At 73.2% G+C, this 11939-nt stretch carries 9 protein-coding genes and 1 pseudogene; 4 read left to right on the top strand and 6 right to left on the bottom strand.

From position 1 onward, the window contains the following. Positions 1–397: pseudogene (locus GFD30_RS23195) on the bottom strand (glycosyl transferase family 1); the annotation flags it as partial. 417 nt (positions 398–814) lie between these two features. On the opposite strand from GFD30_RS23195, the gene GFD30_RS23190 reads away from it, so the two are divergent. The 4 genes from GFD30_RS23190 (at position 815) to GFD30_RS23175 (ending at position 6109) form a co-directional block, all read left to right on the top strand. Further along, on the top strand, positions 815–1417 hold the full coding sequence (locus GFD30_RS23190; protein ID WP_153027532.1) for an acyltransferase: 603 nt from the start codon (positions 815–817) through the stop codon (positions 1415–1417). Then, positions 1418–2506: a non-hydrolyzing UDP-N-acetylglucosamine 2-epimerase gene (wecB, locus tag GFD30_RS23185; RefSeq protein WP_153027531.1), complete on the top strand. Its 1089-nt coding sequence runs from the start codon at positions 1418–1420 to the stop codon at positions 2504–2506. A 235-nt stretch (positions 2507–2741) separates the two neighbouring features. Beyond that, positions 2742–3998 (top strand): glycosyltransferase, encoded by a 1257-nt coding sequence (locus GFD30_RS23180; protein WP_153027538.1) that lies wholly within the window; start codon positions 2742–2744, stop codon positions 3996–3998. After that, positions 3995–6109, top strand: a complete 2115-nt coding sequence (locus GFD30_RS23175; protein ID WP_227996900.1) for a glycosyltransferase family protein — start codon at positions 3995–3997, stop codon at positions 6107–6109. The genes GFD30_RS23180 and GFD30_RS23175 overlap by 4 nt, the downstream gene beginning before the upstream one ends. A gap of 65 nt (positions 6110–6174) precedes the next feature. Here the strand turns inward: GFD30_RS23175 and galE are convergent, their stop codons facing one another. Genes galE through GFD30_RS23150 form a run of 5 tightly spaced genes read right to left on the bottom strand, consistent with a single transcriptional unit; the run spans position 6175 to position 11915 of the window. After that, the gene (gene galE / locus GFD30_RS23170) at positions 6175–7155 is read right to left on the bottom strand and encodes a UDP-glucose 4-epimerase GalE (protein ID WP_153027530.1); all 981 of its coding nucleotides are present in this window, start codon (positions 7153–7155) and stop codon (positions 6175–6177) included. Between the two features lie 5 nt (positions 7156–7160). After that, entirely contained in the window at positions 7161–8675 is a 1515-nt protein-coding gene (locus GFD30_RS23165; RefSeq protein ID WP_153027529.1) for a glycosyltransferase family 4 protein, read from the bottom strand. After that, the gene (locus GFD30_RS23160; RefSeq protein WP_153027528.1) at positions 8675–9958 is read right to left on the bottom strand and encodes a nucleotide sugar dehydrogenase; all 1284 of its coding nucleotides are present in this window, start codon (positions 9956–9958) and stop codon (positions 8675–8677) included. Before GFD30_RS23160 ends, GFD30_RS23165 begins: the two co-directional genes overlap by 1 nt. 5 nt (positions 9959–9963) lie before the next feature. Further along, positions 9964–10941 carry a hypothetical protein gene (locus GFD30_RS23155; protein WP_153027527.1) on the bottom strand — a complete coding sequence of 326 codons (978 nt, stop codon included), beginning with the start codon at positions 10939–10941 and terminating at the stop codon, positions 9964–9966. Beyond that, entirely contained in the window at positions 10941–11915 is a 975-nt protein-coding gene (locus GFD30_RS23150) for a Gfo/Idh/MocA family protein (RefSeq protein ID WP_153027537.1), read from the bottom strand. Before GFD30_RS23150 ends, GFD30_RS23155 begins: the two co-directional genes overlap by 1 nt. Positions 11916–11939 lie beyond the last annotated feature (24 nt).

Here is an 11939-nt window from a genome sequence, read left to right as displayed (position 1 = left end):
CGCCGGTCCAGCCCCAGAACAGCCGGTACGCGGCCTCGCGGGGCGCGAGCGCGAGCCCGGAGCGGCCGCGGGCGCGGTCGGTGTCGAGGTCGGCGCGCCAGGCGCGGGCCTGCCGGTGCCGGTAGGCGGCGAGCGGGCCGGGCGGGTACGCGAGCGGGGAGCGGAGCCAGCCGCGGCGCATCTCGTGGCGGCGGCGGTCGAAGACGCGGTTGACGGGCACGAGCCGGACGGCGGCGCCGCCGAGCGCCCACTCCTCGGCCTTCCCGTTCGGGGACGCGCCGAGCAGGACGACCTCGTAGCCGGCCGCAGCGGCCGACTCGGCCTCCTTCTGCACGCGCGAATCGCCGGTGACGCCGTTCTGGACGAGCATCACGATCCGCCGGGGGTGCTCCGCCATCGTTCCTCCGAGTTCAACCGTACGACTGCCGGTCGAGCGTGGGGTCCGGCGGGCACATCGTACGCAACGAGAGGATTCACCCGGCGTTTCCCTGCTGTTGGGGTTCCGGCGCGGCGGCGTTCCGCGTCCGTTCGCGCACGGCGTCCGGGCCCGCGCGGCGGCCGCGGGGACCGCACTGCCGCGGCTTCGCCCGGCGCGCCCGTGAAAGGCTGCTCGTATAATCGGCCGGTCCGATGCCCGGGCGGCCGCACCGTTGAACCGTCGAGCAGCACGGTCGAGCGGCCAAGGTCGGGAGGCCAAGGTCGAGAGGCCAAGGTCGAGCAACACGGTCGAACAGCACGGCAGCTCAGTCGGACAGTACGGTCGTCGAACAGCACAGCCGTCGAGCAACACAGTCGAACCCGGAGAAAGCAGCGAATGCCATACAGGGTCCAGGAAACCTCCCAGGTGCACGAGACCGCGGAGGTCGGTGACGGCTCCTCGGTGTGGGAGCTCGCCCAGATCCGCGAGCACGCCCGCCTCGGCCGGAACTGCGTCATCGGCCGCGGCGCCTACATCGGCACCGGCGTGCGCATCGGCGACAACGTCAAGATCCAGAACTACGCGCTGGTGTACGAGCCCGCGACGCTCGCCGACGGCGTGTTCGTCGGCCCCGCGGCCGTGTTCACGAACGACCACAACCCGCGCGCGGTCGCCGCCGACGGCTCGGTCAAGGGGGCCTCGGACTGGGAGGCCGTCGGCGTCGACGTCGCCGAGGGCGCGTCCATCGGCGCCCGCGCGGTGTGCGTCGCCCCCGTCCGCATCGGCCGCTGGTCGATGGTCGCGGCCGGGGCCGTGGTCACCAAGGACGTCCCGGACTTCGCGCTCGTCATGGGCGTCCCCGCCAAGCGCGCCGCGTGGATCGGGCGGACCGGCCGGCGCCTCGAGTCCGGGGGCGACGCCGTCTGGGTCTGCCCCGACACCGGCGACCGGTTCGAAGAGCGGGACGGCACCCTCACCGAGATCGACAAGGAGTCCTGAATGAAGGTCGTCAGCATCGTGGGCGCGCGCCCGCAACTGGTGAAGCTCGGCGCGGTCGCGAAGGCGTTCGCCGGCACCGGCCACCGGCACGTCGTCGTCCACACCGGCCAGCACTACGACCCCGAGCTCTCGGACGTGTTCTTCACCGAGTTCGGCATCCCCGAGCCCGACTTCCACCTGGGCATCGGCTCGGGCTCCCACGGCGCGCAGACCGGCGCGATGCTGGCCGCGATCGACCCGATCCTCGACGCCGAGCGGCCCGACTGGGTGCTCGTGTACGGGGACACGAACTCCACCATCGCGGGGGCGCTGTCGGCGGTGAAGCAGCACCTGCCGGTCGCGCACCTGGAGGCGGGCCTGCGCTCGTTCAACCGGCGCATGCCCGAGGAGCACAACCGGGTCCTCACCGACCACTGCGCGGACCTGCTGCTGGCCCCCACCGACGAGGCCGTGCGGCACCTGGCGAGCGAGGGCCTGGGCGAGCGCGCCGTGAACGTCGGCGACGTCATGGTCGACGTGTGCTTCCACACCCGCGACGCCGTCCTCGCCGCCGGGGACCGCCCCGAGCTGCCCGCCGGGATCGACCCGGACGCGCCGTTCCTGGTGTCGACCCTGCACCGCGCCGAGAACACCGACGACCCCGAGCTGCTGGCCGCGCTCGTCGAGTCGATGGCCGCACTGCCGGTGCCGGTCGCGCTGCTCGCGCACCCGCGGCTCCAGGCCAAGGCCGACCAGTACGGGCTCAAGCTGACGCAGGGCTCGGTGTTCGCCGGGAAGCCCCTGCCGTACCGCAAGCTCGTGGCCGCGGTGCTCGCGTCCTCGGGCGTGGTCACCGACTCGGGCGGTCTCCAGAAGGAGGCCTACCTGCTCGGCCGCCCGTGCACGACGCTGCGGACCGAGACCGAGTGGGTCGAGACCCTCGAAGGCGGGTGGAACGTGCTCGTGCCGCGCCCCGACCGGCTGCCGGTCGAGGAGTGGCACCGGACCGCGACACGCCCGGCGCCCGCGGCGCGGCTGGACGACCCGTACGGGGACGGCACCGCCGGACTCGCGGTCGTGCGGACGCTCGAAGCGCACCTGCCGAAGTAGCCGGAAGCGGGCCGGAAGGACCGCGGCACCGACGCGGGCGCGGCCGCACAAACGCGATCCGGTCGGCTCGGGGTCCTTCCGTTCCATGCTAACGTCCACTACTATGTCAGCGTTCTCAATGCCCGGGGCCGCTCGGATCGACGGAGCACCCGGACCAGGGCGCGACGGGCAGCGCCCCCACCTCATCTACCTCGCGGTCGGGTTCCCCCCGGCCGCGAAGAGCTGCGCGTACCGCATGCGCGAGACCGCGAACCAGTTCACCGCCCAAGGCTGGGACGTCACCGTCGTCACCGTCGAGGACGAGTCCTGGGAACTGGACTCCGGCGTCGACCACACGCTGACGGAGCAGGTCGACCCGCGCGTGCAGGTCGTCAAGCTCCCGCTGCGCCGCGACGACCTGGAGACGGACATCCGCCGCTACAGCGAGGAGCGCGCCGCCGCCCCGTACCCGTGGGTCAGGGCCCTGGTCGAGCGGCAGCAGAAGGTCTTCCCCGAGCCGAGCTTCGGCGACTGGCGCGGCGCGCTCGAGGACGCGGTGCTGCGCCTCCACCGGGAGCGGCCCGCCGACCTGCTGCTCGCGAGCTGCGTGCCCTACGTGAACCTCGCCGCGGCCTGGAAGCTGTGGGAGGAGGCCCGCGTCCCGTACGCCGTCGACTTCCGCGACGGCTGGTCGATCGACGTCATCGACGGCTGCGAGGCGTTCACCAAGGACTCCGAGAAGGGCCGCTGGGAGCAGCGCATCCTCGAGTCCGCGGTCAGCCTGTGGGTCGTCAACGATCCGATCGCCGAGCACTACCGGGCCCGCTACCCCGAGCTCGCGCACCGAGTCCACGTGGTGCGCAACGGCTACGACGCCGACAGCTCCCCCGGGCGCACCCACCGCCCCGACCCGGAGGCCGGGCTCGTCTTCGGGTACCTCGGCACGGTCAACTTCTCCACCGACCACCTCAAGCTCGTCCTCGACGCGTGGCGGGTGGCGCGCGGGCGCGACCCGCTGCTGGCGAACGCCCGGTTCGAGTTCCGCGGCCACATCGGCAACGGCGCCCGCCGCGGCTCCAGCCCGCACGTGGACCTGATCCACGCCGCCGAGGACGAGGGCGTCAGCTACGGCGGCCCGGTCGCCAAGGCCGAGGTCGCCGCCACGTACGCCCGGTGGGACGCGATGGTCCTCATCCTCATCGGCGGCCGCTACGTCACCTCCGGCAAGGTCTACGAGTACATGGCCACCGGCCTGCCGATCGTCTCCGCGCACAGCATCGACCACGACGCCGCGAACGTCCTCGCAGGGCACCCGCTGTGGACCGGGTCGCGCGGCATCGACCGCGAGGCGATGGCCGACGCGTTCGTGCAGGCGGCGCACCTGGCGGTCGAGTCCACCGATGAGCAGCACGCGGAGGCCATGGCGCACGCCGACCGGTTCACGCGTGAGATCATCATGTCCGCGGCCGTGAAGCAACTGGTCAACGAGCTGCAGGTTGGGAAGACCCAGTGATCGACGTCCTGTTCATCAGCAGTAAGAACTCCCCGATCAGCGCGGTCGCCGACGCCGTCCGCAAGCTCGAGGACGCGGGCGCGGGCGTCTCCTTCGCCGGCTCGGTCTCCGAGTCGTGGCTCGGCGACCTCACCGACAAGGTCGAGTTCGCCCACACCCACCAGCTCCCCCGCGCCAACAAGCGGCGCGCCGTCGACCTCCCGTACGGCGAGCAGGTCTGGCTGCGCTGCAAGACGGACCGCTGGCTGCGCACCCGGGCCCGCACCGCCCACGTGCTCGTCGCGCTCGACGACGGCGCCGTCTACACCGTCTGGCAGCTCGCCCAGCGCAACCGCACCGCCAAAGCCGTCTTCGGCTTCGCCCCGGCCCTGAACGCCGTGCGCGACATCAACGAGCAGGGCGGGCCCGCCCGCCCCGGCCCGTTCCGGCGCCCGGTCTCCCTCGCGCTCAGCGACTTCGGCCGGGCCTTCAAGCGAATCCCCGACGCGACCGAGCGCCTCCTCACCCCCCGCCCGGTCATGCGCCGCAGTCTCGGCGCCCGCCTGTGGCGCCTGCCGCTGCGGGCCCCGGGCGTGCCGGAGGCGCTGCGCGTCCGCATCGGACGCCGGGTCGCCGAGGCCATGTACTGGGCGGGCAAGCCCAGCGGCGGCGCGTACGCACTCGCGCTGACCGCCTCCAAGATCTCCGACACCGCGGTCAAGGCCGAACTGCTCGAGAAGGCCGCGACGAAGGAGTTCAAGCGCGGCGTCGACCCCGAGTTCACCTCCCGGGCCGTGCAGGCGCTGCTCGCCAACGGCGACCGGCTCCTGGGCGAAGGGAAGTACGAAGAGGCCGCGCTCGCGCTCAACCGCGCGCTCGTCCTCGGCTTCCACCGGGTCAGCCACATCGACCAGCTCTCCTCGCCGCTGGCCGCCGACGCCAAGGGCTACGCCGAGCAGTTCCACCGCTCGCCCGCCATGAAGACGATCATGACCCCGCGCGGCCGGCTCCGCCCGCCCGCGCCGGCGCCCGCGGACCGCCCGCTGCGGCTGCTGGTGACCACCAGCCAGAACGACAACTTCCTGTTCCACATCCTCGACCGCTACCGCAACCACCCCGAGGTGGAGGTGCGGTACCTGGACATGGCGGCGCAGCAGTCGCTCCGCAAGGCCACCGGGTCGGACTGGCGGGTCCTCCAGGAGCGGCTCGGCGGCGACCCGGAGTACGCCGACACGGTCGAGGCCCTCATGCGGCCGCACCTGGACTGGGCCGACGTCGTATTCCTCGACTGGTGCGTGGGGCCGGCCGCGATGCTCACCACGATCGACCCCGGCGACACCCGGATCATCGTCCGGCTGCACAGCTACGAGGCGTTCACCCGCTGGCCGCAGGTCGTGGACTTCTCCCGCATCGACGACCTCGTGTTCGTCGCCGAGCACGTGCGCGACCTCGTCACCGAGCAGGTGCCGCAGCTGCGCGGCCCGCTGGCGCCGCGCACCCACGTCCTGCACAACGCCATGCCGCTCAGCGACTTCGACCGGGAGAAGACCCCGGACGCCCGCTACAACATCGGACTCGTCGGCATCAGCCAGGTCGCGAAGGACCCGCTCTGGGCGGTGGAGGTCCTCCGCCTCCTCCGCGCCGAGGACGAGCGCTACCGGCTGCTGCTGGTCGGCGGCGACATGGACCCCAGGACCAGCCGCGCCACCCGGAAGTACCTGAACAACTTCATGAAGGAGATCGAGCCGCTGGTCAAGTCCGGCGCCGTGCTGCGGCTCGGCCCGACCGACGACGTCGCGGGCAGGCTCACCGAGATCGGGTTCATCCTCAGCTCCTCGGTGCGCGAAGGCTGCCACGTCGGCCTCATGGAGGGCGCGGCCAGCGGCGCGGTGCCCGTGGTCCGCGACTGGCCGTTCTACGCCGGCAAGGTCCACAGCGCCCGCACCCTGTACCCGAAGGGCTGGGTCCTGGACACCCCGGAGGAGGCCGTCCGGCGCATCCTGGAGGTCAACGCGACCGAGGAGGCCTGGCGCGACCACGCCAAGCTCGCCTCCGAATACGCTCTGTCCACTTGGGACTGGTCGGTGGTCAGCGCCGACTTCGACGAGCTGTTCTTCGGCGAGCGGCGGTAAGCCGCGAACGGGAGCGCCTCCCGGGCCGTCGGCCCGGGAGGCGCTCCCGTCGTGTCGGGGTCCGGTCAGCTCCGGGCCTCGGGGTGCCGCAGGCACCATCCCCGCCAAGCGGACTCGACCATCTCGCGCACGCCGTACCGCGCCGTCCAGTCGAGCTCCTTGCGGGCCAGGTCCGCGGAGGCGATGACCCGCGCCGGGTCGCCCGCGCGCCGCGGGACGACCTCGGGCCGCACGTCGCGGCGGCCGGTGACGTCCAGGATCATCTCGACCATGGCCGCAACCGAGGCGCCCTCGCCGCGGCCGATGTTGAGCACCAGCCGGGCCTCGGGGTCGGATTCGAGCCGGCGGGCCGCCGCCAGGTGCGCGGAGGCGACGTCCTCGACGTGGACGAAGTCGCGTTCGCAGGTGCCGTCGGCGGTCGGGTAGTCGTCGCCGAAGACCAGCGGCGCCTCGCCGCGCGTCAACCGGTCGAAGACCATCGGGATCAGGTTGAACACGCCCTCGTCGGCGAGCTCGGGCACCGCCGCGCCGGCCACGTTGAAGTAGCGCAGGCACGCCGTGGCCATGCCGTGGGCCCGGCCCGCGGCCCGCACCAGCCACTCGCCGGCCAGCTTGGTCTCGCCGTACGGGCTCATCGGCGCGCACGGGGTGTCCTCGGTGACCAGGTCGACGTCCGGCATGCCGTACACGGCGGCCGAGGACGAGAACAGGAAGCTCCGGACACCCGCGGCGGCCGCCGCCTCCAGGACGGTCCGCAGCCCCTCGACGTTGTCCCGGTAGTACTCGAGCGGGCGCTCGACCGACTCGCCGACCTGCTTCTTGGCGGCGATGTGGACGACGCCGGAGAGCTCGTGCGAGCGCAGGACGCGTTCGAGCCGCTCGCGGTCGAGGACGCTGCCCTGCTCGACCGGCACGCCGGCCGGCAGGCGGCCGGGATTGCCGGTGCTGAGGTCGTCGAGGACCACGACCCGCTCGCCGGCGGCCGCCATCTCCCGGACCACATGGGAGCCGATGTACCCGGCGCCGCCGGTGACCAGCCAACTCATTCCTGTCATCCTCCGATGAGCTCTTTGTAGATCCGAACGTACTCGAGCGCCTGGTGCTCCCACGAGTACTCCGCGAGCAGCTCCGGGTCGCGGTACGCGCGGCGGTAGCGGTCCGGGTCGGCCAGGATCCGGCCGATCGCGTCGGCGAGGCTCCGGGCGTCGCCGGAGGTGAAGACCTCGCCGTTGCCCAGGCGCCGCACCTCGGCCGAGAGGGTCTTCACCTCGGTGACGACGAGCGGGAGCCGGGCGTGGCAGTACTCGAAGAACTTGTTCGGGAGGGCGATCTCGTGGTTCACCGAGCCGGTCGGCATCGGGTGGATCCCCATGTCGGCGGTCGACAGGAACCGCGGCAGGTCCTCGTACGCCACGTACCCGCGGAAGTGGAGCCGGTCGGCGATGCCGAGGTCCTCCGCGAGCTCGCGCAGCCGCTTGACGTACGGGTTGGTGTCGTGGCGGCTGACCAGGAACGCCATGTGCAGGCCCGGGACGAGCCGCGCGGCCTCGAGCATGACCTCGAGCTGCCGCTCGGGCGAGGCCCAGCCGCTGTAGACCGCGAGCGGGGTGCCGGCGTCGAGCCCGAAGTCGGAGCGGACGTCGCCCGGGTCCGGGCGCGCCGGCGGGTCGCCGAGCGGGGCGTTGAGCACCACCGCGGGTTCGCGGTCGAGCCCGTGGCGCTCCTTGAGGAGCTTCGCGAGCGGGCGCGAGACGGTGACGACCGCGTCGGCGCCGGGCAGGTACTGGCGCTCCCAGCGGGACTGGGCGTCGAGCTTGCGCGCCCCGAGCCCCTCGTGGCCGGGCACGAACTCGTGCGCGTCGTAGACGACCTTCACGTCTTTGCCGCGCCGGCGCAGGTGCGCGGCGGCGCGCACGCACACGCCGACCGAGTAGGCGTCGTGGGCGTGGAGCAGATCCGGTTCCAGCGCCACGATCTCGGGCCGGAACGCCAGCTCGAACCGGAGCATGTTCACGTCGAGCCGCCGCCAGGCCCGGTCGCCGAGGAGCAGCCCCCACCAGCGGCCCTCGAGGCGCTCCAGGCGGCCGTCGTCGCGCTTGGCGAACCGGTCGCGGGCCTTGGTCTGGGCGACGCGGCGCCCGATCCACACCCGCTCGGCCTTGCGTCCGGCCCGGTGGACCAGCAGCGGGAGCCGCAGGCCCCCGCGGCCCTTCGGGGCGATCGCGAGCGCCTCCAGTTCGTACCGGGCGGCCTTCACATGCCGGGCGCGGCGCCGGGCCCGCTCGGCGTCCCGGTACGCCAGCGGGTACCGCAGCGCCCCGACGAACCGCCGCAGCGACGCCGGCGGGTCCATCTTCGGCAGCGGGATCTTGTGGAACCGGGCCCCGTCCTGCTCGTACCGCTCCGCCTCGCCGGTGACCGAGACGCCCACCAGGTGCGTCTCGAAGCCGGCGGCGGCGATCGACGCCGCCGCCTTCTGCACCCGCGAGTCGCCGTCGATCCGGTTGGGGACCACCATGACGACGCGCCGGGGCGCCGGCGCGGCCGCGGCCTCCCCCCGGTCCACTATTCGCCCAGGACGATGTGGCGGCGGCCGGACCAGGCGGCCGGGTCGGTGACGCGGCGGCCGTCCAGCAGGACCCGCACCTCGGGCAGGTCGGCGGGCGCGAGCGTCCGGTACTCGTCGTGGTCGGCCTGGACCACCGCGGCGGTCACGGCCTCGCCGCGGTGCGCGGGCAGGCCCTCGTGCTCCAGCTCCTCGACCGTGTACATCGGGTCGGCCACGAACGGGTTCGCGCCCTTGGCGCGCAACGACTCCACCAGCGGGAACACGCCGGAGAACGCGGTCTCCTTGACGCCGCCGCGGTAGGCCGCGCCCAAGATGAGGACGTTCGCGCCCTCGAGGTCGCCGTAGGCGGCGGCCAGTACCTCGACCGCGTACGCGGGCATGCCGGCGTTCGCCTGGCGCGCCGCGCGCACCACGGTCGCCTCCGGGTCGTTCCACAGGTACATCTGCGGGTAGATCGGGATGCAGTGGCCGCCGACGGCGATGCCGGGGCGGTGGATGTGGCTGTACGGCTGCGAGTTGCAGGCCTCGATGACCTTCATGACGTCCAGGCCGCGCTTGTCGGCGAACCGCGCGAACTGGTTCGCCAGGCCGATGTTGACGTCCCGGTAGGTCGTCTCGGCGAGCTTCGCCATCTCGGACGCCTCCGAGGAGCCCAGGTCCCACACGCCGTTGGCGCGCGGCAGGTCGTCCCGCTCGTCGAAGTCGAGCACGGCCTCGTAGAACGCGGTGCCGGCCTTCGCCGAGGCGTCGTCGATCCCGCCGACGAGCTTCGGGTAGCGGCGCAGGTCCGCGAAGACCCGCCCGGTCAGGACCCGCTCGGGGCTGAACACCAGGTGGAAGTCCTTGCCGGCCTTGAGGCCCGAACCGGCCTCGAGCATCGGCGCCCAGCGCTCGCGGGTCGTGCCCACCGGGAGCGTCGTCTCATAGGAGACGAGCGTGCCGGGCTTGAGGCCCTTCGCGACGGCCTCGGTGGCGGCGTCCATCCAGCCGAAGTCCGGGACGCCCTCGGCGTCCACGAACAGGGGCACGACGATGACGACGGCCTCGGACTCGGCCACGGCCGCGGCCGTGTCGGTCGTCGCGGTCAGCGTCCCGGCCGCCGTGGTCTCCTTCAGCAGCTCGCCGAGGCGGTGCTCGCCCGGGAAGGGCTCGACGCCGCCGTTGACGGCCTCGACCACCCGCGGGTTGACGTCGGCGCCGATGACGCGGTGCCCCTTCGAGGCGAACTGGACCGCCAGCGGCAGTCCGATCTTGCCGAGGGCTACTACACAGATGCGCATTGGGTTCACTTTCTGAAGCTCAGCTTGATACTCGGTGGGAGCAGGCGGGCCGGGCCGCGCAGCGTCGCGCGCTCACCGACCTTGACCGCCAGGGCCCGCTCGGCGTCCCAGTCCACCGACACGCCCGGCGGCATCCCCGCGCGCTGGATGTACCCGGCGGGCGCCTTGAGCGGCAGGTCGTACGTGCAGTCCCGCAGGGTGAGGTAGGCCCGCAGCGTCCAGCGCCCCGGGCCCCGCCCGATCAGCTCGGCGGTGAGCAGGCGGGCGGTCACGGCGGTGGCCTCCCCGTCGGCCTTGACCTCGACCTCGGCCTCGATCTCGGGGCCGTCCGGCCCGCCGGCGGCGACGGCGGCGCGCGGCGCCGGGGCGCCGCCCGCCTCGATCCTGACCGCGCCGACGCGGACGGACTCGGCCCCCAGCCCTTCGACGGGCGCGTAGAACGAGTACTCGATCCGGTAGTCGGCGCGCTTGACGCCGGTCCAGACCACGTAGCGCGGCTGGACGCCGCGCTCGAGGCGGTCGGCGACGCGCTCGTCGGTGCCGCATTCACCGGCGCCGACCTCGTACCACTCCGGGGGCAGGCCGTGCGCGCGCTCCCGAAACCCGGGGTAGCGGGCGTACAGCCGGCCGTCCTCGAGGAGGAACCCGGGTTCCTCGTCGGCCAGTGCCGCCTCGAGGAGCGCGGTCTCGCGGCGCTCGGCGAGGGACACGCGGACGCGCTGCTCGGCGGGGAGCCGCAGGCGGATCTCCTCGGTGAGGTGCTCGTCGGCGAACTCGGCGACCGCCTCCCAGCATTCGGCGCGCTCGTCGGCGGAGAACGCGAGCGTCGCCGGCGAGAGCACGGCGGCGACCTCGGTCGCGAACGCCCGGTAGACCGCTTCGGGCCGGTCGTCGCCGGCGGCCGCCTCGAGCTCGCGCCCGGCGGCCAGCACGCGCTCCACCGGGGAGGCCGTCCGGCCCCCGGCGACCGCGTCGGCGCTCATCAGCGGGCCCCGGCCCGGTCCAGCACGACGGTCTGGCCGGTCGCGGCCGAGCGCAGCATCATCTCGGAGACCTCGACGATGGCGGCGCCCTGGCGCAGGTCGACGATGTTGGACTCCTTGCCGAGCACGGCGTCCCGGAAGGTCTCGTGCTCGACCAGCAGCGGCTCGCGCTTGCGGATCGCGTAGCGGATCATGTCGCCCTCGGAGACGCCGCGGAAGTTGCTGATGGCCTCCCACTCGGTGTCGACGACGCCGTTCGCGTAGAACGTGAGGTCGGCGGTGAGCGTGTCGGCCACGAAGCAGCCCTTGTCGCCGGTGACGACGGTGGTGCGCTCCTTGAAGGGGCTCAGCCAGTTCACGGAGTGGTTGGCGATCGCGCCCCGGTCGAGGTGGGCGACGGCGGCGAGCATGTCCTCGTGCTCGCGGCCGGACCGGGAGACGGTCTGGGCGCTGATGGTCCGGTAGGCCTGGCCGGTGACGAACCCGGTCAGGTCGATGTCGTGGGTGGCGAGGTCCTTGACGACGCCGACGTCGGCGATGCGGCCGGGGAACGGGCCCTGGCGGCGGGTGACGACCTGGAGGACCTCGCCGAGCTCGCCGGCCTCGAGCCGGTCGCGCATGGAGACGATCGCAGGGTTGTACCGCTCGATGTGGCCGACCGCGGCGACCAGGCCGCGGGACTCGAACGCCTCGGCGAGGCGGGCGGCCGCCTCGGCGGTGTGCGCCAGCGGCTTCTCGATGAGGGCCGAGACGCCGGCCTCGGCGAGGGCCAGGCCGACGGGCTCGTGGAACGCGGTCGGGCAGGCCACCACCGCGTAGTCGATGCCCAGTTCGAGGAGCTGCTCGACGTTCTCGACCAGGCTCGCGCCGGTCGGGACCGTGCCGGCGTCGGCGACCGGGTCGGCCACGGCCACCAGTTCGACGCCTTCCATGGCGTGGACGACCCGGGCGTGGTTGCGCCCCATGGCGCCCATGCCGATCAGTCCGGCGCGCAGCAC

Origin of the sequence: Glycomyces albidus (genome assembly GCF_009451885.1) — a bacterium.
Taxonomy (GTDB): domain Bacteria; phylum Actinomycetota; class Actinomycetes; order Mycobacteriales; family Micromonosporaceae; genus Glycomyces; species Glycomyces albidus.
This window is presented reverse-complemented; position numbering and strand designations above follow the sequence as displayed.